Raw genomic sequence first — 21347 nt, 5'->3', positions numbered from 1 at the left:
GCGCGTCACTGCCGGGGCAGTACCGTCAGCACGCGTTGGATGTGCTCTCGGAACTCCGTCATGTACGCACGCAGGAATTCCTCGGTGTCGGGCTTCGTGATGGTGCCGTCGTCTCGGAAGACGTCCTTGGTGAAGTGGATGTACGCCTCGGGCGCGGTCATCTGACGCGCGTTGCAGAATGCCAGCACGGCACGCAGGCTCTGCTGCGCGACCGCGGTGCCGATGACGCCGATCGATGCGCCGATCACCGCGGTCGGCATGTGATCGAAGGAGTTCTGCCCCCATGGCCGCGATGCCCAGTCGATCGCATTCTTGAGCGCCCCGGGGATGGAGCGGTTGTACTCGGGCGTGATGAAGAGGATCGCGTCACTCGCGCTGATCGCTTCTTTCAGAGCGCGTGCTTCTGGCGGGTAATCGGCATCATGATCCGGGCTGTACAGCGGCAGGGCGCCGACGGGGATCTCCGTGAACTCCAGCTCATCCGGTGCGACCTTGATCAGCGCCTTCGACAGCACGCGATTGATCGACGTCGACGACAGGATTCCGACGAAATAGCCGACTTTGTACGACATGACTTCTCCTCACGACTGGCTGGCACACACCAGTGTGCGCCCCGAGCAAGGAGAGCGGAACCCCCCTCCGCCGCGCTGAGATGCCCATCTGATGCATCGTTGTCAAGGGTGCTCCCCTGCGTCGCCTCGTCGACGAGGATCGTGTCATGCACGGAGAGGAGCCGATATGCCTGATACCCGAATACCACGAGCCGCGATGCGCGCAGCATTCTGGTCCTGGACGGTGATCATCGTCGCCGGACTGGCGGTCATGATCGCTCTGCCCCTGGCAGGGCGGTGATCGGCGTGCGTCGATTCCTTCGCAGCAGCAGCCTCAGCATCGCCTTCCTCGTCATCTTCGTGCTCGCACTCGTCGGTCAGGCGATCGCGGGGCACGCCTACAACAATGAACAGCTCTCCCAGCACGGGCAGCCACCGGTGTCCTTCATCGACTTCGTCACGTCATCCGAGTTCGTCATCGACGTCGCGGAGAACTGGCAATCCGAGTTCCTGCAGTTCTTCCTGTTCATCCTCGCGACGATCTGGCTCATCCAGCGCGGTTCCCCCGAGTCGAAGAAGCCCGGCGATGAAGGCACGGGAAGCGACGAGGAGCAGCGCGTGGGCGAGCACGCCGGAGCGGATTCGCCGCGCTGGGCGAAGGTGCGCGGCATCCGGCTGTGGATCTACTCCAACTCGCTGCTGATGGCGATGGGAACGGTGTTCCTGCTCTCGTGGCTGGCGCAATCGCTCGCCGGCCACATCGTGACCGATCAGGAGAACGCGCAGCACGGGCTGCCACCCGAGACGTGGGGGGACTACGTCATGTCCGCCGACTTCTGGAACCGCACCCTGCAGAACTGGCAGTCGGAGTTCCTCGCCGTCGGCGCGATGGTGGCGTTGTCGATCTATCTCCGCCAGCGGGGATCGAGCGAGTCCAAACCCGTCGGCGTTCCGCACCACATCAGCAGCGTGGAGTCGGAATGAAAATGAAGATGAGCGCTCGACGGGGAGGCGCCCTGCTTGCGCTGGCCATGATCGCGTCTCTGGCGGGGTGCGGCATCTCGGTGCCCGTGGATCCCGACGGCACGCTGCAGAGCGTCACCGGTGGAGACCTGCGGGTGGGTGTCTCCTCGGACGAAGGCCTCGCAGAAGTATCCGCGGACACCCCCACCGGACCGCTCATCGATCTCGTGGACGCGTTCGCCGAATCGCTCGATGCGGAAGTCGAATGGACGATCGGCAGCGAGGAGACGCTTGTGGTGATGCTGGAGGAAGGCGACTTGGATCTCGTGGTCGGCGGACTCACCGACCAGACGCCGTGGGCCGACCGCGTGGGAGTCACGCGCGGATACAGCGGAATCGACGGTGCAGACGGGCGCTCCATCGTGATGTTCGTGCCCCTCGGCGAGAACGCATTCCTCACTGAGTTGGAACGGTTCCTCGACGCGGAGGTCGGTCCGTGAGCGCCAATCACCCGTTCGGACGCACTGATCTGCCGAACGAGCAGCAGCAGGCGCTGAAGAAGGCGGTGCGGTGGGAGTATGCCACGATCGCGTACACCATCGTCACGATCACCCTCGTCGCATTCGTCGTCGGGAACTCGCAGGCGATGCGAACCGCGTGGATCGAGGACATGCTGTCCCTCATCCCCCAAATCGCCTTCCTCATCGCGTTGATCTTCGTGCGACGCCGGCCGACTGTGCGCCACCCCTATGGAATGCACCGTGCGATGGGGGTCGGTCACATGGTGGCAGGAGTGGCCCTTCTCGCTGTCGGCCTGAATCTCGCCTACGAAGCGGTCTCCGGACTGATCGCAGCGGAGCATCCAACGATCGGAACGGTCGTTCTCTTCGGCCAGACCATCTGGCTGGGCTGGCTGATGGTGAGCGTGATGACCATCATCGTGATCGGCCCCCTGATCTACGGCCGAGCCAAGGCGAAGCTCGCTCCTGTGCTGCACAACAAACTGCTCTACGCCGACTCCGACATGGCGAAGGCCGATTGGCAGACCAATGCCGCGTCGGTCGTCGGCGTTCTCGGTGTCGGCCTGGGCGTCTGGTGGCTCGATGGTGTCGCGGCGCTGTTCATCTCACTCGGCATCATCTGGGACGGCGTGCGCAACACCAAGGGCGCTGTCATCGACCTCATGGATCAGCGCGCACGCACCCACGACGACGCGCACCCGCACCCGCTCGGGCGCGACATCGTCGAGCACCTTCGCGCACAGAGGTGGGTCAGGGATGCCGCCGTGCGCGTGCGCGACCAGGGTCAGGTGTTCCACGTCGAGGCTTTCGTGGTCCCTCGGCGGCGGCGGGTCTCGATCGCCCAGATCGACCAGGTCTCCGAGAGCATCGCCGAGTTGGACTGGAAGGTTCAGGACGTCGTCGTCATCGTGTGCAGCGTCCTTCCGGATGAAGCGGACACCGGCGAGCCGAGGGAGCTCGACGAAGCGGGTGCGTGATCGATCGCTGCGGCCGGAAGCCGACCGCATTCACAGTTCGACGCGCAACGTCTCCGGCTCGGACTCCGCGACTTCGGGGTGGCGTGCGAGGTTCACGATCGCGGCGATCAGACCGCCCCATACCGTGACCATCGCGACGATCATCATGACGATTGCTGTCGTGGTCATGCTGCCGACCCCTTCTCGTGCGACGTCGCAGTTCGGATGGTGCCTGTTTCCGGATCCGGGTCGTATTGCTCCTCGACAAGGAATTCGTCGTAATCAGGGTCATCCTTGGCCTGCGAGTGCCCGCTCCACGGCATGAGCGAGAGCAGAACGCCGATCACGACCAGCGCGATCACCATTCCCCAGCCGAAGATGCTAAGGAACCAGGCGGGGTAGCCACCGTATGGTTCCGAGATCTTGGTGATGAGCTCGCTGACGAGGAGGTAGCCGAGCACGACGGGCGCGAGCACGCCGACCAGCACCATCCAGATCCGGCCCACGCGGAAGCTGGAGCGTCGGTTCAGGTGCTCCTTCAGCACCGGCAGCTTGTAGAACACCCATGCGACGACGATGACTGCGACGAGAGCGACGGCCATGATGCCGAAGGCGTTGACGAAGGCATCGGCCGTGTCGAGCACCGTCAGGGCAGTCGTGGTCGAGAAGAGCGCCATCGAGATCACCGCGAGCGGGATCGAAACCGTGAGAGTCGTGCGTACGCGTCCCCAATTGAGCTTGTCCTGAAGGGCGGCGACGATGACCTCGAGGATCGAGATGAGCGAGGTGACACCGGCGAAGACCAGCGCACCGAAGAAGAGGACGCCGATGATCGAGCCGCCTGTCGCCTGCGAGACGATCGTCGGGAACGCCACGAAGGCCAGCCCGATCCCGGACGAGGCGACCCCGGAGACGTCTGTCCCCTGCGCCTGCGCCATGAAACCGAGGGCGGCGAACACACCGATGCCGGCGAGGATCTCGAACCCGGAGTTCGCGAACGCGACGACGAGACCGGAGCCCGTCAGATCGGTCTTGCGCTTGAGGTACGACGAATAGGTCACCATGATGCCGAACGCGACCGAGAGCGAGAAGAAGATGTGCCCGTATGCCGATGCCCACACCCCGGGGTCGGCCAGAGCCGCCCAATCCGGCGTGAAGAAGGCGTTGAGGCCCTCCATGGCTCCGGGCAGGAACAGCGACTGCACGACGAGGATCGCGAACATGACCGTGAGGAGCGGCATCAGGATCATGTTCGCCCTGCCGATGCCGCGCTTGACTCCGAGGGCCATGATCACGATCACGACGAGCCAGACCACGACCAGCGGGATACCGACCTGCGGCACGAAGTCCGTGGAGATTCCGCTTTCCGCGACGTCTGCGGACTGCAGGAAGTCAGTGAAGAAGAAGTCGTTCTCGTTGCCAGCTCCCCAGGTGAGCTGCGCCGAGAACCATGTGTACATGGCTGCCCACGCGATGATGACCGCGTAGTAGACGGCGATCACGACGCAGATGAGCACCTGCCACCAGCCGAGCGGCTCGGCTGCACGGTGGATGCGTCGGAAGGCGAGCGGCGCGGACCCGCGGAACCGGTGCCCGATCGCGTAGTCGAAGAACAGCAGCGGGATGCCGGCGGTCAGCAGCGCACAAAGGTAGGGGATGAGGAACGCCCCACCGCCGCCCTCGTAGGCGACATAAGGGAATCGCCAGATGTTTCCGAGGCCGACGGCCGAGCCGATCGCCGAGAGGATGAACACATTCCGTGAGCCGAACGCCTCACGTTTACGGGTCTGCGTCGTTGCGGTGGCCATGCCCGAGACGTTACCTCAGACTCGGGAGCTCCGTCGGGAAACTCAGCGGACGGCGGCAGGACGACGTGCGATGTGCACGTTGACTCCGGCATCCTGCATCCGCTCGATGTGCCGCCGCTCGGTGGCGGCGTCGACGACGACCACGTCGAAGTCGGCCAGCGGCAGCATCGCATGCAGAGCGCGCTTGTCGAACTTCGTCCGGTCCGCCAGCAGCACGCGCTTGCTCGCGGACTCGAACATGGCCCGCTTCACATCGACGGTCTCAAGTGTCTGGTGGAAGGTGATGTCGTCCACGATCGCCGACGTCGACATGACGAAGAGATCGGCACGCAACTCGGCGATCTCGCGCACGGTGATGCGTCCCATGAACGCGCTGCACCAGTTGTAGTACTCGCCGCCCAGACCGATCATCTCGATGCCGCGCATGCCGCGCAGATCGTTCATGATCGTCAGCGTGTTGGTGATGACCGTCAACGGCGTCTTGGTATGCAGATGCGGAAGCAGGTGCATCGTCGACGTCGAGTCATCGAGAATGATCGCCTGCCCTGGCTCGATGAACTCCATGGCGGCGATCGCCATGGCTTCCTTCTCGGCTTGTTGACGACCGACACGGTACACGTCACTGGATTCGACCAGCGCCGTGGAACTGGCGGTGGCAACTCCCCTGCTCTTGCGCAGCAGCCCGCGATCTTCGAGTTCGTCGAGATCGCGATGGACCGTCATGACGCTGATGTCGAATCGCTCGGCGATCTGCTCGATGCGCATGGATCCCGCTGCCATCACCGCTTCGCTGATGGCCAGCTGGCGTGACTGCTGCCGGTCAGCCCGCGACGGTACGGCGGAGGAACTGCTGCTCATCTCGGATCTCTCCCTCTCAACGTATCCCGGCGGCCTCATCGATGATGCTCGCGAAAGCATGCGGGTCATGGGCGAATCTACCGAGGAACAGTCCATCGACGCTCGACCCGAGCGTACTCAGCAGTCCGGGCTTCGCGCTGCCTCCGTAGATCACTGACGCGTCTTCCAGCCCCCGCTGCGCGAGGTGAGAGCGCACCAGTGCGACCACCTCGGTCACGTGTGCGGATGACGCCGGCTCGGCCTGTCCTATCGCCCACTCCGGCTCATAGGCGACGACGAGATCACTGAGGTCACCGGCATCCGCAGTCGCCGATTCGATCTGGGCGATGCAGGTCGACGCCGCGAGGGCAGCATTGCCACGTTCCTCCTCACCGACGCACAGCACAGGTGTGAGTCCGGTGCGCACCGCCGCGGCGAGCTTTCGCCGGATGATCTCGTCGTCCTCGCCGAAGACGTGCCGTCGTTCCGCATGGCCGACCTCGACGTACCTGCATCCGAGGCGTGCAAGGTCGACGCCGCTGACGGCGCCGGTGTACGCACCGCGGTCGCTCCAGAACAGGTCCTGCGCCCCCACGGCGATCGGCGCGTCGGCGACCGCCGCGATCACACGATCCAGCGCCGGAAGCGACGGCAGGATGAACAGCCGCACTTCTCCTGCGAGGACGGCGGCGTGCGCGCGCGCGATTTCAGCAAGCGAACGAGCCCACGCCACGCTCGCGTCGACGTCGAGATACAGCTTGAGGCTCGCTCCGAGCGTGATCGGGCGCGCCGAGGTCGCCGGTGGACCGTGAGACGGCTCGCGGTCGTCAGCCACAGGTCCCCGTGGCCTCGTAATCGTTGATCACCGCGACCTTCTGCGCGGATGCGGAGGACTCGTCGAACTCGTAGCCGAGCCATTCACGTGCGAGTCGGCGAGCCAGTTCCAGTCCCACCACTCGCTGACCGAATGTGAGCACCTGCGCGTTGTTGCTGAGCACGCTCCGCTCGACGCTGTAACTGTCGTGCGCCGTGACCGCGCGGATGCCCGGCACCTTGTTCGCCGCGATCGCGACGCCGAGTCCCGTGCCGCACACGAGGAGAGCCCGATCGGCTTCGCCGTCACGCACCTTCTCCGCCGCGGCGATCGCGACCACCGGGTACGCGGTCCCCCCGCTGGAGTCGACGCCGACATCGATGACCTCTGATACTCGCGGATCGTTCTGCAGATCCTTCTTGAGCGCTTCCTTGTATTCGAAGCCTGCGTCGTCCGATCCGATGACGATTCGCCATTCGCGTGTCATTTTCCGTCCTTTTCTGTGGTGCTGCGGTCTGCGAGCACTCGGCCCGCAACGGTCATCGCCCGCGCGAGTGAGATCGCACCGGGGTCGGGTGTGCCCAGACTCTTCTCCATGTGCGGACGTGCACGCCCGAGACGAGGGAGAAGAGCGGATGTCGCCTCTGCTGCGTCCGTGGCGTCGACTGCCGCGGCCACCCATGCCGGCGCCAGCGCTTCGCCCGCCGCGACGCGTGCGCTCAGCCCTTGGGCGAACGGAACCAGTGCGTCGACCATGGTCTTGTCGCCGACGGCGGCCTTGCCGTACCCCTGAATCGCCGCGCGTGCCGCATCGACGGCGGATGCGACATCCGCCGCCTGCGGGCGAAGCTCGTCGCCGAGGCGTTCTCCCGCTGCGCGAAGCGCGGCGCCCCAGAGCGCACCGGATGTGCCTCCGGCCTTGTCGGCCCAGGCATCACCCGCGCGGCTGAGCACTGTGCCGACCCCGGCGCCGGCGGCGACCGCGTCGCTGGCTGCTGCAGCGCCGGCACGTGCACCGCGCTGCATGCCGATGCCGTGATCTCCGTCACCCGCGATCGCATCGAGCCGACCGAGTTCGTCGGCGTCGCGATCGATCATGTCGCGGATGGACTCCACGATCGCGAGGGCCACAGCACCGATCTCGACGGATTCCTGCGACGCCGCGGGAACGGCTTCGGCTTCGGACGCCGAGTCCTGCGCGACGACCGCTGCCCCCGGATCGGCCGCCGAGACGGCGCCCTTGCGATACGCCGGAGTGTAGGTGGGTGAGGCCCAGGCCGCTTCGAGTTCATCGTCCAGCCAGAACAGCGTCAGCGAGACGCCGGCCATCTCGAAGCTCGTCGCGTACTCGCCGACCTCCGGCTCGACGATGGTCACTCCGGCCTCAGCGAGAAGCTCCGTGACCGTGGCGTAGATGACGAACAGCTCTTCGGACTTGACCGCGCCGAGGCCGTTCAGGATGACGGCCGCGCGCGCACCTTCAGCGCCGGTGATGTCGTCAGGCAGTTCGCCGAGCAGTCCCTTGACGAGGAGTGCCGCGATCTCGCGTGCCGAGGGAAGCGGCACGACATCGATCCCAGGCTCGCCGTGGATGCCCATTCCGACGGCCATCTGACCAGCCGGCACAGTGAAGAGCGGCTCCGACGCGCCGGGAAGGGTGCAGCCGGAGAACGCCACGCCGATCGACCGGGTGCGCTCGTTGGCACGGGATGCGACCTCTGCGACGTCGTCGAGAGCCATCCCCTGCTCGGCGGCCCACGAGGCGGCGCGGAACACTGCGAGGTCTCCGGCGATGCCGCGCCGCTTGGCTTTCTCCGTCGGCGAAGCGCTGTAGATGTCGTCTGTCACGCGCACCGTGCGGCAGGGGATGCCCTCGTCGCGCAGGCGCTTCTCGGCCTGATCGAAGTTGAGCACGTCGCCGGCGTAGTTCCCGTAGCTGAGGAGCACGCCGGCCTCGGTGGCGACGGACTTGGCGACCGAGTAGATCTGCTGCGCGCTCGGCGAGGCGAACACGTTGCCCATCGCTGCGCCATGCGCGAGCCCGGCACCGACCAGTCCCGCGAACGCGGGATAGTGCCCCGATCCGCCGCCGATGACGACGGCGACCTGTCCAGGCGGCGTGGCCTGTGCGCGGGCGACACCGCCGGCGACCCGCCGCACGAGTGCGCTGTGGACGGCGACGAACCCGATCACGGATTCATCCGCGAAGTCGGCGGGATCGTTCAGAACGTAACTCATGTTGCCTCTCGTCATCCGGACGAAGTATGTGGGCGGGGGCGGATGCTGATGGGCATCCGCCCCCGCGTTCACCGCATGGGAGCGCGGTGGGGCTTACTCGGTGTAGGTGAAGGGTTCCGTCATCTTGTCGGCGTTGTCCTTCGTGATGAGGATGCAGTCGAACGACTGCTTCTCGGTCTCCGGTGCGGTGCCGGTACGGATGTATTCGTCGGCGAGCTCGACGGCTTCCTTCGAGAACACGGCGACAGGCTGGAGAACCGTGTACGCCATCTCACCCGAGATCACGGCGGAGACGGCATCCGGTGCGCCGTCGAAGCCGCCGACGACGACGCCTTCGAGCTTGCCCGCTTCCTTGAGCGCGGCGATCGCGCCGAGCGCCATCTCGTCGTTGCCCGACATGACACCGGCCAAGGACGGGTTGGACTGCAGCAGCGACTGCATCTTGTCGTGACCCTTGGTGCGATCCCAGTCCGCAACCTCTTCGCCGACCTCGACCAGACCGGGGTACTGGCTGATGACGGTCTGGAAGCCGTTGGAACGGGTCTGCGCGTTGTTGTCGGACGGGGCGCCGAACAGCTCGACGTAGTCGCCTGCTTCACCCATCTGAGCCACCCACTCCTGGGCACCGAGCGCGGCACCCTGAGCGTTGTTCGAGACGAGCTGCGCCTTCGCGATACCGGCCTCATTGATCTCCGCGTTCACGAGGAACACGGGAATCCCGGCGGCCTCGGCCTTCTTGACCGCGGCGATCGAGCCATCGGCGTTCGCAGGGTCGAGGATGATCGCGACCGACTTGTTCGAGATCGCCGTGTCGATCAGCGTGTTCTCGGTGTTGGTGTCGCCCTTGTGCGCGCCGACACTCGAGGTGTAGCCGAGCTCCTCGGCCGTTGCGGCGGCGACGTCGCCCTCCGTCTTCCAGTACGGGTTCGCCGGGTCGTTCACGATGATGGTGATGAGGCCGCCGGCGTCTCCGCCTTCGGCATCCGTCGGAGGCGCGTCCGTGCTGCCTCCGGCGCATCCGGCGAGCGAGATGATCAGCGCGCCTGCGGCGATGATCGAGGCGATTGCCTTCTTGCGCATCATTTGATGCGTCCTTTCTCTTGGTGGGTATTACAGGTTCTGTGAGTGATGATCAATTCGTGCCGGCCGGCTCCGGCGTCTTGTCAGCGGACTTCGCCGGCTGTGCCACCGATGCGGCAGGACGGCGACGCCGTCCGTACTGCAGGCTGTTCAGCAGCACGGCGACGACGATCACCGCACCGATGAAGACCATCTGCCAGTACGCGGAGACGCCCACGATGACGAGCCCGTCGGACAGGAAGCCGATGACGAACGCCCCCAGCAGCGTGCCGCGCACGTTTCCGCGCCCGCCCATCAGAGATGCTCCACCGATCACGACCGCGGCGATCGCCGTCAGCTCGTACGTGTTTCCTGCGGTGGGGCTGGCGCTGGTGAGGGGTCGAGGCGAGGATGAGGCCCGCGACCGCCGCGCAGACGCCGGAGATGACGTAGACCCAGATCTTGACGGAGCGCACCGGCACACCGGAGAGCTCAGCCGCACGCTCATTGCCGCCCGATGCGTACAGCCAGCGCCCGAATCGGGTGCGTCCGAGCACGAAGCCGAGCACGATCGCGATCAGGATCATGATGATGACACCGATCGGGATGTTCAGGACCCGGTTGAAGCCGAGCCATTCGAAGCCGGTGTTGCCCAGTGCCTCGTCCCCCGACAGGTCGTTGATCGTCAGACCGTTCGTCATGAGGAGTGCGAGGCCGCGCACCACATAGAGCATGCCAAGGGTCGCCACGAACGGCGCGACCTTGAACCTGGACACCAGGATTCCGTTGACGAGCCCGACGCCTGCACCGACGGCGCACGAGATCACCACGACGACGGGGATGCTCGGGTACAGGACCACGCCGAAGATGTTGATCGGCACGCCCTGCATGAGGAAGCCGGCGATCACCGCGGAGAAGCCCAGCGTCGAGCCGACCGAGAGGTCGATGCCGCCGTTGAGCACGACCAGCAGCATCCCGAGTCCGAGGATCGCGTAGATCGCCACGTGCGACGACATGATCAGGATGTTGTCGAACGTGAGGTAGTTCGGTGACATCAGGGAGAACACCACGATGATCAGGATCAGGGCGAGGAATGCTCTGCCTTCGATGAGCACTCGTGCGATCGAGAACTTCTTCTTGTTCTCGATGATGGCGGTCGTTGTCGTCGTCATTGTCGATCCGTTCTCAAATTCCTAAGCGGCCACGGCTTCGCCGGAGGCGGCCATGATCATTTCCTTCGTGGCGTCCGGACCGAACTCTGCGGAGATCTGCCCGCGTCGCAGGACGATGATGCGGTGGGCGATGCTGAGGCACTCGCCGACCTCTGATGTCGAGTAAACGACGGCGAGGCCCTCGCGGGCGCGCTCGGCGAGGAGTCGGAACACCTCGCCCTTCGCGCCGATGTCGATGCCGCGGCTCGGCTCATCGAGCAGCATCACGCGCGGTTCGGTCGCGACGACCTTTCCGATGACCACCTTCTGCTGATTACCTCCGGAGAGAGAGCCGATCGGCAGTTCGGGTCCCGGTGTCTTCACGGTCACGGTGCGGATGAGGTCCTGGGCGATCTTCTTCTCGGTGCGCCGCGAGAGCACGCCGTTGACCAGCGAGTTCCCGAGGCTGGCGAGCGTGAGGTTCGTGCCGACGTCGAAGGTCTGCACGAGCCCATCGCGCTGCCGGTCCTCCGGCACGAGCCCGATGCCGAGGGCGATGCGCTGTGCGATCGTGTCATCGCCGAGAGCGGTGCCGTCCAGCAGGATCTCGCCGCCGTCGATCCGATCCCGCCCGGCGACCGCCTCGAGCAGTTCGGTGCGTCCGGCTCCCATCAGCCCATAGAGGCAGACGATCTCACCGGCTTTGACGTCCAGGCTGAGGCCGTTCACGATCGACCGCTCCGAGTTCTCCGGGTCGAGGACGCGGAGGTCTCGGATGCTGAGGATCGTGTCTCCGAACTCGTAGCCTGTGGGCGGCGAGCCGAGATCGAAGTTGTCACCGACCATGTTCCGCACGATCCACTCGAGATCGATGTTGGCTCGTTCGTCCTTCGCCGTCATGGATCCGTCGCGCAGGACGACAGCATGATCTGTGACCTCCAGCGCCTCTTCGAGGTGGTGCGAGATGTAGACGATGGCCACACCACGCGCGGTGAGATCGTGGATGATCCCGAAGAGGATCTCGACCTCGGCGGCAGCGAGCGCGGACGTCGGCTCATCCATGATGAGGATGCGCGAGTTCACCGAGAGCGCGCGAGCGATCTCGATGATCTGCTGCTGGCCGACGCGCAGATCGTTGACGTGCGTGTCCGGTTCGACACCGGGAAGGAGGTCGGCGAGCAGCTCGCGCGTCTGTCGCGCCTCTTCGGCGAAGTCGATCCCGAAGGGCCCCGTGATCTCGCGCCCCATGAAAATGTTGTCGCGCACCGAGAGGTTGGGAGCAAGACTGAGCTCCTGGTGGATGATCGAGATCCCGCGGTCGCGCGCGTCGTTCGTGGAGTGGAACACGACCGGTTCGCCGTCGAGCACGATCTCGCCCGAGGTCGGCTGTTCGACCCCGGACAGGATCTTCATCAACGTCGACTTGCCGGCGCCGTTCTCTCCGAACAGAGTCGTGACAGTGCCGCGACGGATCTCGAAGTTCACGCCTTTCAGCGCCCTCGTGCCGCCGTATGTCTTGACGACGTTGCGGGCCTCGAGGACGACATCGTCGAAGTCGTCGCTCATTGCACACTCAGCTCGACGGGCGTGATGAGCCAGGAAGCCGGATTGATCAGGGTGAACGCTCCGGTGACCTCGATCGTCTTCCCGGTCAGAGCGGCGGTGTCGATGTCGGCAAGGACCTGCGTCTTCAACTCCTCGTTCAATGCAGCAGCAGCGTTCTGGAAGTCGATCTGATTGATGAACTGCCCGAACTCGATCTCGCCGGTCGCGTCGCGCAGCTCGGTGCCGTTGATGGCTGGTCCGGTCTGCACGCGGATCAGGAGGCCCTCGGGAAGACCCTCGACCGCCACCTCATAGATGCCGGACTGCCCCTCGCCCACCACGCCGGTGAACGTCGTGCTGTAGACGGGACCGCCCGAGCTCTGCACTGCGTGCTCCTCGGCGGCAGCTGCAGCGTCGGCCGCGATGTCTGCTGCGAGTACGTCGGCCTCGACGGCACGGTCGACGACTGCCGACTGCACCGTGGGGAAGTTCTCGGCGCCGTAGGTGACCGGGTCGAATTTCTCCGTGCCCTGTGCGAGCGGGTCGTCGGCGGGAACCACCCGTGTCCCCAGCACCAGGCCGAGGATCACGACGACGATCACACCGATCCAGATCCCACGCTTGGCATTGGGCGACAGCGATCGCTGCGGCTTCTTGACGGGCGGGCTCACCGTGGTCGACGCACTCACGGGATCAGCACCCTGGACTCGGTGTCGTTCGGTCGGATCTGGAGCTTGCGCCCCGAGCCGCGACGGAACAGTTCCAGCGCCTCTTCGTAGTCGTCGAGCACGAAGGAGTGGCTGATCATGGCCTTGGCATTGATCGCACCGGCCTCGAACATCTCGACCGCGCGTCCGAAGGAGTTCAGCACCGCCATCGTGCCGACGATCGAGATCTCGTCGCGGTAGACGCGGAACGGTGAGAACTTGGCCGTGCCGTCGGCAGGAGCGACGCCGAAGTCCTGGAAGAATCCGGCCGGCTTGACGCGGGTCAGCGCGTCTTCGATGGCGCGAAGGTTTCCGGTGCAGTCGATGACGACGTCCCACTTCTCGCGGTCGGCGTCATCGGCGGAGGTGTACCGCAGCTCGATGCCGCATTCCTCTGCGACGGTGAGGCGATCCTGATTCAGGTCGACGATGCTGACGGTCGCCGCGCCGGCGCGGGTCGCGAGCTGCGCCATCAGCAGCCCCATCGTGCCGGCTCCGTAGACGAGTACGTGGTCGCCGATGCGGCGAGGCAGCACGTCCCAGCCGCGGATCGCGCAGGCGAGGGGCTCGATGAGCGCGGCCTCGTAGAGGTCGGTCTCGGGCTGGAGCTTGTACACGTTGCCGGCAGGAGCGGTGAAGAACTCCTGGGATGCGCCGTCGGAGGCGACGACGCCGAGTCCGTTCCAGAACCGGCAGAGGTTCTGATGTCCGTTGAGGCAGAACTCGCACTCGCCGCAGGTGGTGCTGGGGTTGATCGCGACGTGGTCGCCGACCTTGAAGTCGAACACACCGCTGTTGACGCCTTCGCCGAGTGCGACGATCGTTCCCGTCGCCTCGTGGCCGGGCACGAGCGGGAAGACGGTGCCTTCGAACTCGCCGTCGAAGACGTGCGTGTCGGTGCCGCAGATACCGACCGCTGCCGTCTCGATCAGGATCTCTTTGAAACCGGGCGTGGGCGTGGGGCGCTCTTCGAGGGACAGCTGCCCCTCGGCCGTGAATACAACTGCTCGCATCTTTGCTCCCGTTTGCGTCTCCACCGACGCGAACACCGTCTCGCCGTTGGGATGTGTGATGTAACTGCGGGACCAGCGGCAGTGCCGTTCGGCCCCTCGGAGAGGTTCGACTCTCGTGTTACGTTCCTGTGATCAGGTAACATGACCACGTTACATTCACCATACGTCGCGGTATCATCGGGTGTCAAGACGCCCACCGATGGCTCGCTCAGGTCGGTTCATCGGCGAAGCGCGACAGTGAAGACCCGCATCGAGGAGATCGCATCATGACTGCAACGACGCACGTTCCCGAGCACATGTTCGCCAATGTGCTGACCCGCCCCGGCCACGTCGAACTGCAGGAGCGTCGTGTGCCGACACCGGCAGCGGACGAGGTTCTCGTGAAGGTCACCGCCGTGGGCGTGTGCGGCTCCGATGTGCACTTCTTCCACGATGGGCGACTCGGTGACTGGGTTGTGGACGAGCCGCTCGTGCTCGGCCACGAGTCCGGCGGAGTGATCGTGGCCGTGGGAGCAGACGTCTCGCCGAAGCGTGTCGGTGAGCGGGTCTCGATCGAGCCGCAGCACCCCTCCACCACGTCGGCCGAGACGCTGCGCGGGGACTACAACCTCGACCCGCACATGCGCTTCTATGCGGTGCCGGGCACGGATGGCGCGTTCCAGGAGTACGTCACGATCCAGAGCCATTTCGCGTTCGCGATTCCGGACTCCGTGAGCGATTGGGCGGCCGCCCTGCTCGAGCCGCTGTCCGTAGCCGTGGCGACAGGGCGCAAGGCCGCCTTCTCGGTCGGTGACCGCGTGCTGATCACCGGCGCAGGTCCGGTCGGTCTCGCCGTCGCGCAGGTCGCCAGAGCGTCAGGCGCCTCGGAGGTGCTCGTCTCCGACATCAGCGAAGCGCGTCGCCACGCCGCGCTGCGATTCGGCGCGACCGCGGCTCTCGATCCTGTGGCCGACGCGGATGTGATCCGCACGGTCGGGGCCGACTCGTTCGTGGATGCATCGGGGGCTGCGGCGGCCGTGCGGAGCGGAATCGATGCCCTTCGTCCCGGTGGACGCGCCGTTCTCGTCGGAATGGGGCTGCCGGAGCTGGCGTTGCCGATCACTCAGATCCAGAACAAGGAACTCGTGCTGACGGGAGTGTTCCGTTATGCGAACACATGGCCGGCCGCGATTGCCCTCGTCGCATCAGGGCAGGTCGACCTCGATGCGATGGTGACCGGCACATTCTCGTTGGATCGGGTCAAGGACGCGCTCGAGTCCACGACGGATCCGGACACGATCAAGTCGGTTGTGGAACCGCACCGCCGGGGCTAGATCAGTTGGATGCCGGATAACCCGACTCGCGCAGAAGCCGTGCAAGGTGGACGGCGTTCGTCAGCGAGGTGCTGATCGACGCGCTCACCTTCTCGGGGGTCTGCTCCAGATCCTTGTAGTCGGTGGCGTGCATCGCCTCGCCGTTCCAGTAGACGCATCCCTGCGCTGGAACCGTGAACCCGACATCGTTGAGCGCCTGGAACAGCACGGCGGTGATGTGGTGGGCGCCGTCCTCGTTTCCGACGACACCGGCGACGGCGACCTTGTCGAACAGGATCGGCCGCCCGTCAGCATCCGTCTCGCTCAGCTCGGCGTCTAGGCGTTCGAGTACCCGCTGTGCGACGCTCGAATGCTGTCCGAGCCATGTCGGCGTGACGAACACGAGAATGTCGGCGCTGAGCACCTTCTCGCGCAGCGTCGGCCATTCATCGCCTTCTCCCATGTCCTTCTGCACACCGGGAAGGATGACGTGGTCGACGACCCTGACGCTCTCGCACTGCACGCCGCGTTCGGCGAGGAATGTCGAGAGCTGGCCGCCCATCACCTCTGAGCTCGACTCAGCAGGTGATGGCTTGAGCGTGCAGTTGACGACGAGTGCCGTCAACTGCACGCTCGAGACATCCGGATGGATGTCAGACACGGTTGCGGCCGCCTATGACCCGGAACAGGAAGGCGATCAGGGCGATCACGCCCACGATGAGAGCAACCCAGAGCAGCCAGTTGAGTGCTGCGTTGAGTCCTCCGACAATGGCCAAGACGATCGCGATGACAATGATGACGACAAGTGCGATATTCATGCTGGTACTCCTGACCTCGTGTTGAAGGGCGGCGGTGGCCGTCCCTCATGTGACTACGAGCGTGGCAGGTTCGTAGTGTTGCGTCGTGGGGGTTGACGCCCAAATCGCGCGATGGTAGTTGCGCGTTGCTCGCCACGCTGCTGCGGATCACGGGCTCCGACGCCCGGTCCGTCATTCAGCCCGGCCCGCGCCGTCGGCCTCCTCTTCGCTCGCGAGGCGGTCGGCTTCTGCACTGTCGACGAGACTTGCGTCGATGTCCGGATCGAGAACGGCGTCTCCGTCCACCTCCATCGCCGCCTGGTCGTCACGGTCATCATCCGGCAGTGGGATAGGCATGATATTCGGGTTCGACATGATGGCATCCTTTCCTCTGATGCCACTCACGCTAGACCGGCTGGTGGCCGCACCCGAGCGGGTTGACCGCCGACTTCTTCGAGCGTATAAAGCTCAGCTCGCTCCCGTGTCGAGCTGCTTGCGCATGAAGAGCTGAGTCGTGCCATCTCCCTGATCCACCCGTTCGCTGATCCGATAGCCGCAGCTCTCGTACAGTCGCACGTTGGCCTCGCTCAGGCTGCCCGTGAACAGCTCGGCCTTCGGCGCCTTCGAATCCTCTTCAGCGGCCTGAAGCAGCGCTCTGCCGATCCCCGTGCCCTGCATGTCCGGCGCGATCGCTATCCGACCGATGAGCAGCATGTCATCGGTCTCCCTGACATGGATCGCTCCGACCAGACGCCCATCGACTCGGGCAACCCAGCCGTTCGCCTGCGCAAGCTCGGCTCGCACTTCATCCAGCGTCTGCGTCAGCGGCGGCATATCGGCCGTGCCGTAGATCTGTGCTTCTGACACGAAGGCAGCGCGCTGGATCGTCAGCACTTCACCCGCGTCGGCAGGTGATATTCGCGACAACACGATCTCGGGGTCACTGGTCATGCGACACTCCCCCTCGGCGTCGCGCCCACTGAGCGAGCGCGTAGAGTCCGAGGCCGACGACGAGAAGGCCCGCACCGAACAACCAGACGATTCCGCGCTGCTGGGTCAGAAGCAGGATGCACGAGGCGATGCCGAGCACAGGCACGAATGTCCACACCCGGAAGTGGTCGTGCTCGACCCGATCCCGGCGCAGCACCAGGACGGACACGTTGGCGCTGAGGAAGACGAACAGCAACAGGAGCACCACCGTCTCGGCCAGCGTCGCGAGATCGCCGATGAGCGTCAGCAGCATCGCTACGATCGTCGTGGTCACGATCGCCACCCACGGTGTCTTCCGCCGCGGCAGCACCCGCCCGAGTGCGCTGGGCAGCAGACCCTGCTCTGCCATCCCGTACGCGAGCCTGCTCGCCATGATCATCGTGAGCAGAGCGCCGTTAGCGACGGCTACCAGGGCGATCAGGCTGAACAACCACGACGGCACACCGATACCCGTCGCCTCGACGACGGCGAGAAGCGGCCCGCTGGACTGCTGCAGCTCATCGGCGGGCAGCGCCACCGCACTGGCGAGACCCACCAGCACATAGACAGCACCGGCTGTGAGGAGAGCGGCGAACAGCGCCTTCGGGTACGACTTGGACGGATCCTTGACCTCCTCGATCACGTTCGCCGACGTCTCGAAGCCGACGAACGAGTAGTAGGCGATGATCGCGCCTCCCAGCACCGCGAACCCGGTGCCGGTGCCGTCGGGCGCTTCCATGATGCGCGATGCATCGCCGCCCCCGCCCGCAACGAAGAAGCCGACGACGGCTATGACGATCACGAGTCCACTCAGCTCGATCGCCGTCATCACGAGATTCGCTCCCATGGACTCACGGATGCCGCGGGCGTTGAGCGCGGCGATGACGACGAGGAACACCATGGCCGCGAGTATCGGCGGCACCGGGATGAACGTCTGGAGGTAGTCCCCCGCGAACGCGATCGCGAGGCCCGCTGCACTCACGACACCCGCGGCGAGCATGCTGAATCCGACCAGGAACGACACGATGCGGCTGCGGAAGGCGCGCTCGGCGAAGACGGCCGCGCCGCCTGCGCGCGGATACTTCGTGACGAGTTCCGCGTATGACCCGGCCGTCAGCAGTGCGAGCAGCAATGCCAGCAGCAACGGCGCCCACAGCATCCCGCCGACCTGCTCGGAGAGCACGCCCATGAGAGCGTAGATCCCGGCGCCCAGAACGTCTCCCAGGATGAACGCGAAGAGCATCGGGCCGCTGATCGCGCGGCGCAGTCGCGAGGGTGCTTCAGTCTCTTTCGTCATCGCCCCAACGTAGAGCGCGACGGGGAAGGTCTCACAGCCCTTGACAACGGCCCGGTGTTCATGGGCCTGTGTCGGCTGCGTCGGATCGTGCTCGGCGCCGTATCCGTCGAGCGTCTGCCGCATCCGCTCTGTCCTTGCGCACCACCTTGGCGATCCGGCCGGCGTCGCGCAATGGCAGCTGCACTTGGGTCTCCGCCGGTACGCCGGCGCGGAGTTCACGGATCCGCTCCAGCTCGGTGTCGAACTCCACGCCGACCAGCAAGGCCATGTTCGCGATCCACATCCAGAGCGCGAAGACGATGACGCCCGCGAACGAACCGTAGACGCGGTCGTAGTTCGAGAAGTTGGCGATGTACAGACCGAATCCGGCGGACGCGATCGCCAGCACCAGGATCGCCACCGCCGCACCGAGGCTCATCCACCGGAACCGCGGCGGACGGACGTTCGGGGTGAAGTAATACAGCAACGCGACGACGAACAGGACGATCAGGATGAGTAGCGGCCACCTCGCGATACGCCAGACGACCAGCACTGCCTCGCCGAGCCCCAACGAAGTTCCTATGGCTTCTGCGACGGGGCCGGAGCCGACGATGAGCAGCACGGCGATCGCCGCGCAGAATATGGTGACCACGGCGATGGCGAGCTGATTCAGCTTGAGCGTCCAGAGGCGACGCCCCTCCTCCACGCCATAGATCCGGTTCATCCCGCGCCCGAGCACTCCGACGTAGCGCGCCACCGACCAGATCGACAGCAGCACGCCGAACACGAGCAGAAGGCCCGACATCCGCAGGTCGGCGAGTTCCCCGAGGAAGTCGCCGACCCCCGTCGCCGCTTCCTCCGGCGCAACCGCACGCACGACCTCGAGAAGAATCTGTGCCGTCTCGTCATCACGTCCGAGCACACTGAGGATCGAGAATCCGACCATCGAAGCCGGCAGCAGAGCGAGAATCGCGTAGAAGGCGAGGCTCGCGGCGATGTCGGCGCAGCCGTCCGCAGCGAAAGCACGGAAGATCCGCCTGATCGCGAAGGTCCATGAACGCTTGGTCATCGCAACACTCTCGCGGTACTTCCGCTCAGCATGATGCCCCTTGACACGGCCGCCGGCGGCGGCCGTGGTCAGCTTTGGACTTCGAGCACCTCATCGACCAGGGAGATACCACCTGTCGAGTTCGCCGAGTGCATGAGCCGTTCGATCCATTGCGCGTTCAGAGACGCAGCATCCGGATCGTCGAAGACGAAACGCAACGGGATCGAAGGGTGAACCCAGATCGTGGAGCGGCCGACGGTGTCGCCGTCGGCGTGCTTCCACGAGAGGGTGAAGGACTCCTGACGGCGCAGCTTGGTGGCGATGACGACCTTGAGATGCGCGAGTGCGCGGTCCTCGATATGGATGGGGGCATCGGACCCGCCGTACTGAATCGATCCCATACGCCGACGGTAGCGCATGACGGATGCCGTCTCGAATTCGATCAGCCGCGGGATCGCAGAAGCAACAGTATCCGACGAAGATGCATGCAGATGAGCACTCCGGGGCCGATCGCCTGTCCTGAGCTGACAGACACCTGGTCCACCGCTTCCAGCAGGATGCGAACCGCCCTTGCGGCACCTTCGCGGGAGCGATGCGCTTCTGCGCTGTCGTCTTCGTCATGGTCGATGCAGTCCGCGACTCGATGGCACGCTTCGCTCAGCGGTTCGGCCAGCTGGGGATTCAGCCCCAGTCCACCGGCTCGTTGCCAGACGGCATCGGCGAGCGCGTCCGAGATGTCGCGAATGCGCACTGCGATCAGCTCGAGCGCCTCCAGCCGGTCATGGACATCGGAAGTGTCGTGACGGCCGCGCATCGCCCTGGGGTTGCCCTTGCGGCTCGTGTCGGCCTCGTCGAGGGCCCGCCGCACCTCTCGTGATGTATCGGCGAGGGCTGCGGCATCCCGTGCCCATCCGTCACGCTCCGGCGGCCAAGGCTCGGACACCGCGTCACCGATCTCGTGCAGGTGTCGAGCGAGCTGCCGGCGAAAGGTGCTGACTCGAGCCGCGGCGGCGCCGGTGAGCACGCTGGGGGCGATCAGCAGGTTGACGGCGAGGCCCACCGCGACGCCGACCGCCATCTGGCTGAGATAGCCCAGCGAGTAATCGTCCGAGTCCTGGCCACCGATGATCAGCACGAACAGGGCTGCGATCGGCACGTACTCCTGGCCTGCACCGAACCAGCCTGTACCCGACAGCAGCACGCCGATACCAGCGACCAGAGGGATGGTCCACCAATTCGGTCCGACGGTCACAACCACCGCGAGCGCAAGCGCGATACCCACCACGAGCCCCAACAGGGTCTGCAGCCCCGACTTGGCCGACTCCATCAGAGTCGGATACATGCTCAGCAGTGCGCCCAGCGGAGCGTAGTACGGGTACTCATCCGTCACCCCTGGCATATGCGGGGCGACTGCCCACGCGATCCCGACCGCGAGGGCCGCCTTCGCTGCCAGCAGCAGGCGCGCTGAGCGAAAGGCGTTTCTCAGCGACTCAAACCCTCGGCGAGTCGTACCGGATGACGTTGTCATCCGCCCGTCGTCCTGCCGTGTCATCGCTCGTCATTCGTCGCGATCCGCGGCGCCCGCGACGCCTTCGGCAGCCTCCTCGTCGGTCTCGGGGGCGGCGTCGAAGTCGGTGCTCTCCTTCGCCGGGATCTCCTCCTCGGGGATGAACGGTCGTTCCTCATCTGGAATCGCGCGCGGGTCGGACATGACGGCTCCTCTGCTCGTTGTGAAACCTCAGTGTGGCGTTCGCCGAGCAATGGCGGTCGGGGGTTGACATCGCGGGGCCGATCGGCGGCAT

The 21347-nt window shown here is 65.4% G+C and carries 25 protein-coding genes and 1 pseudogene; 4 read left to right on the top strand and 22 right to left on the bottom strand.

The annotated features are described in order from the left end of the window. Positions 1–5: 5 nt before the first annotated feature. Positions 6–572 carry an NADPH-dependent FMN reductase gene (locus QFZ46_RS12365; RefSeq protein ID WP_307361877.1) on the bottom strand — a complete coding sequence of 189 codons (567 nt, stop codon included), beginning with the start codon at positions 570–572 and terminating at the stop codon, positions 6–8. A gap of 285 nt (positions 573–857) precedes the next feature. Between QFZ46_RS12365 and QFZ46_RS12360 the strand changes: the two genes are divergently transcribed. The 3 genes from QFZ46_RS12360 to QFZ46_RS12350 are packed head-to-tail and all read left to right on the top strand — an operon-like array spanning position 858 to position 3012. Then, on the top strand, positions 858–1535 hold the full coding sequence (locus QFZ46_RS12360) for a DUF6766 family protein (RefSeq protein WP_307361874.1): 678 nt from the start codon (positions 858–860) through the stop codon (positions 1533–1535). Then, complete coding sequence (locus tag QFZ46_RS12355; protein ID WP_307361871.1) at positions 1532–2014, top strand: transporter substrate-binding domain-containing protein; 483 nt, start codon at positions 1532–1534, stop codon at positions 2012–2014. Before QFZ46_RS12360 ends, QFZ46_RS12355 begins: the two co-directional genes overlap by 4 nt. After that, entirely contained in the window at positions 2011–3012 is a 1002-nt protein-coding gene (locus QFZ46_RS12350) for a cation transporter (RefSeq protein ID WP_307361869.1), read from the top strand. The genes QFZ46_RS12355 and QFZ46_RS12350 overlap by 4 nt, the downstream gene beginning before the upstream one ends. A 30-nt stretch (positions 3013–3042) precedes the next feature. On the opposite strand, the gene QFZ46_RS12345 is transcribed toward QFZ46_RS12350, so the two are convergent. The 12 genes and pseudogenes from QFZ46_RS12345 to QFZ46_RS12290 form a co-directional block, all read right to left on the bottom strand. Beyond that, on the bottom strand, positions 3043–3180 hold the full coding sequence (locus QFZ46_RS12345; protein ID WP_307361867.1) for a methionine/alanine import family NSS transporter small subunit: 138 nt from the start codon (positions 3178–3180) through the stop codon (positions 3043–3045). Next, on the bottom strand, positions 3177–4799 hold the full coding sequence (locus QFZ46_RS12340; protein ID WP_307361864.1) for a sodium-dependent transporter: 1623 nt from the start codon (positions 4797–4799) through the stop codon (positions 3177–3179). The genes QFZ46_RS12345 and QFZ46_RS12340 overlap by 4 nt, the downstream gene beginning before the upstream one ends. Positions 4800–4841: 42 nt before the next feature. Continuing rightward, complete coding sequence (locus tag QFZ46_RS12335) at positions 4842–5657, bottom strand: DeoR/GlpR family DNA-binding transcription regulator (protein ID WP_307361862.1); 816 nt, start codon at positions 5655–5657, stop codon at positions 4842–4844. Between the two features lie 16 nt (positions 5658–5673). Then, positions 5674–6471, bottom strand: coding sequence for a triose-phosphate isomerase family protein (locus QFZ46_RS12330; protein WP_307361860.1), 798 nt, complete (start codon positions 6469–6471; stop codon positions 5674–5676). Continuing rightward, complete coding sequence (locus tag QFZ46_RS12325) at positions 6464–6937, bottom strand: ribose-5-phosphate isomerase (protein WP_307361858.1); 474 nt, start codon at positions 6935–6937, stop codon at positions 6464–6466. The genes QFZ46_RS12330 and QFZ46_RS12325 overlap by 8 nt, the downstream gene beginning before the upstream one ends. Next, on the bottom strand, positions 6934–8688 hold the full coding sequence (locus QFZ46_RS12320) for a dihydroxyacetone kinase family protein (RefSeq protein ID WP_307361857.1): 1755 nt from the start codon (positions 8686–8688) through the stop codon (positions 6934–6936). Before QFZ46_RS12320 ends, QFZ46_RS12325 begins: the two co-directional genes overlap by 4 nt. 93 nt (positions 8689–8781) lie before the next feature. Further along, complete coding sequence (locus QFZ46_RS12315) at positions 8782–9771, bottom strand: D-ribose ABC transporter substrate-binding protein (protein ID WP_307361854.1); 990 nt, start codon at positions 9769–9771, stop codon at positions 8782–8784. A gap of 49 nt (positions 9772–9820) precedes the next feature. Continuing rightward, a complete protein-coding gene (locus tag QFZ46_RS12310; protein ID WP_307364598.1) occupies positions 9821–10255 on the bottom strand; it encodes an ABC transporter permease in 435 nt (144 codons plus the stop codon). After that, positions 10200–10721, bottom strand: a pseudogene (locus QFZ46_RS12305) (ABC transporter permease); the annotation flags it as partial. The gene QFZ46_RS12310 and the pseudogene QFZ46_RS12305, both read right to left, overlap by 56 nt. A gap of 219 nt (positions 10722–10940) precedes the next feature. Continuing rightward, positions 10941–12464 carry a sugar ABC transporter ATP-binding protein gene (locus QFZ46_RS12300; RefSeq protein ID WP_307361853.1) on the bottom strand — a complete coding sequence of 508 codons (1524 nt, stop codon included), beginning with the start codon at positions 12462–12464 and terminating at the stop codon, positions 10941–10943. Further along, positions 12461–13132 carry a DUF2291 domain-containing protein gene (locus QFZ46_RS12295; RefSeq protein ID WP_307361851.1) on the bottom strand — a complete coding sequence of 224 codons (672 nt, stop codon included), beginning with the start codon at positions 13130–13132 and terminating at the stop codon, positions 12461–12463. The genes QFZ46_RS12300 and QFZ46_RS12295 overlap by 4 nt, the downstream gene beginning before the upstream one ends. Next, entirely contained in the window at positions 13129–14163 is a 1035-nt protein-coding gene (locus tag QFZ46_RS12290) for a zinc-dependent alcohol dehydrogenase family protein (protein WP_307361849.1), read from the bottom strand. Before QFZ46_RS12290 ends, QFZ46_RS12295 begins: the two co-directional genes overlap by 4 nt. Positions 14164–14429: 266 nt before the next feature. On the opposite strand from QFZ46_RS12290, the gene QFZ46_RS12285 reads away from it, so the two are divergent. Further along, positions 14430–15476, top strand: a complete 1047-nt coding sequence (locus QFZ46_RS12285) for an NAD(P)-dependent alcohol dehydrogenase (RefSeq protein WP_307361847.1) — start codon at positions 14430–14432, stop codon at positions 15474–15476. A 1-nt stretch (position 15477) separates the two neighbouring features. On the opposite strand, the gene QFZ46_RS12280 is transcribed toward QFZ46_RS12285, so the two are convergent. The 9 genes from QFZ46_RS12280 to QFZ46_RS12240 all read right to left on the bottom strand — a co-directional run bounded on the left by QFZ46_RS12280 (position 15478) and on the right by QFZ46_RS12240 (position 21256). Continuing rightward, the gene (locus QFZ46_RS12280) at positions 15478–16116 is read right to left on the bottom strand and encodes a flavodoxin family protein (protein ID WP_307361845.1); all 639 of its coding nucleotides are present in this window, start codon (positions 16114–16116) and stop codon (positions 15478–15480) included. Further along, positions 16109–16273, bottom strand: a complete 165-nt coding sequence (locus QFZ46_RS12275) for a hypothetical protein (RefSeq protein WP_243228339.1) — start codon at positions 16271–16273, stop codon at positions 16109–16111. The genes QFZ46_RS12280 and QFZ46_RS12275 overlap by 8 nt, the downstream gene beginning before the upstream one ends. 171 nt (positions 16274–16444) lie before the next feature. Beyond that, positions 16445–16627, bottom strand: a complete 183-nt coding sequence (locus QFZ46_RS12270) for a hypothetical protein (RefSeq protein WP_307361843.1) — start codon at positions 16625–16627, stop codon at positions 16445–16447. Between the two features lie 93 nt (positions 16628–16720). Continuing rightward, positions 16721–17203 carry a GNAT family N-acetyltransferase gene (locus QFZ46_RS12265; protein WP_307361840.1) on the bottom strand — a complete coding sequence of 161 codons (483 nt, stop codon included), beginning with the start codon at positions 17201–17203 and terminating at the stop codon, positions 16721–16723. Then, positions 17193–18518 carry an APC family permease gene (locus QFZ46_RS12260; RefSeq protein ID WP_307361838.1) on the bottom strand — a complete coding sequence of 442 codons (1326 nt, stop codon included), beginning with the start codon at positions 18516–18518 and terminating at the stop codon, positions 17193–17195. The genes QFZ46_RS12265 and QFZ46_RS12260 overlap by 11 nt, the downstream gene beginning before the upstream one ends. A 58-nt stretch (positions 18519–18576) precedes the next feature. Next, on the bottom strand, positions 18577–19566 hold the full coding sequence (locus QFZ46_RS12255) for a YihY/virulence factor BrkB family protein (RefSeq protein ID WP_307361836.1): 990 nt from the start codon (positions 19564–19566) through the stop codon (positions 18577–18579). A 68-nt stretch (positions 19567–19634) separates the two neighbouring features. Continuing rightward, complete coding sequence (locus tag QFZ46_RS12250; RefSeq protein WP_307361834.1) at positions 19635–19946, bottom strand: DUF7882 family protein; 312 nt, start codon at positions 19944–19946, stop codon at positions 19635–19637. Positions 19947–19987: 41 nt separating this feature from the next. Beyond that, the gene (locus QFZ46_RS12245) at positions 19988–21097 is read right to left on the bottom strand and encodes an FUSC family protein (RefSeq protein ID WP_307361832.1); all 1110 of its coding nucleotides are present in this window, start codon (positions 21095–21097) and stop codon (positions 19988–19990) included. 6 nt (positions 21098–21103) lie between these two features. Beyond that, the gene (locus tag QFZ46_RS12240) at positions 21104–21256 is read right to left on the bottom strand and encodes a hypothetical protein (protein WP_307361831.1); all 153 of its coding nucleotides are present in this window, start codon (positions 21254–21256) and stop codon (positions 21104–21106) included. Positions 21257–21347 lie beyond the last annotated feature (91 nt).

This window comes from Microbacterium murale, assembly GCF_030815955.1.
GTDB classification, from domain to species: Bacteria; Actinomycetota; Actinomycetes; order Actinomycetales; family Microbacteriaceae; genus Microbacterium; species Microbacterium murale_A.
This window is presented reverse-complemented; position numbering and strand designations above follow the sequence as displayed.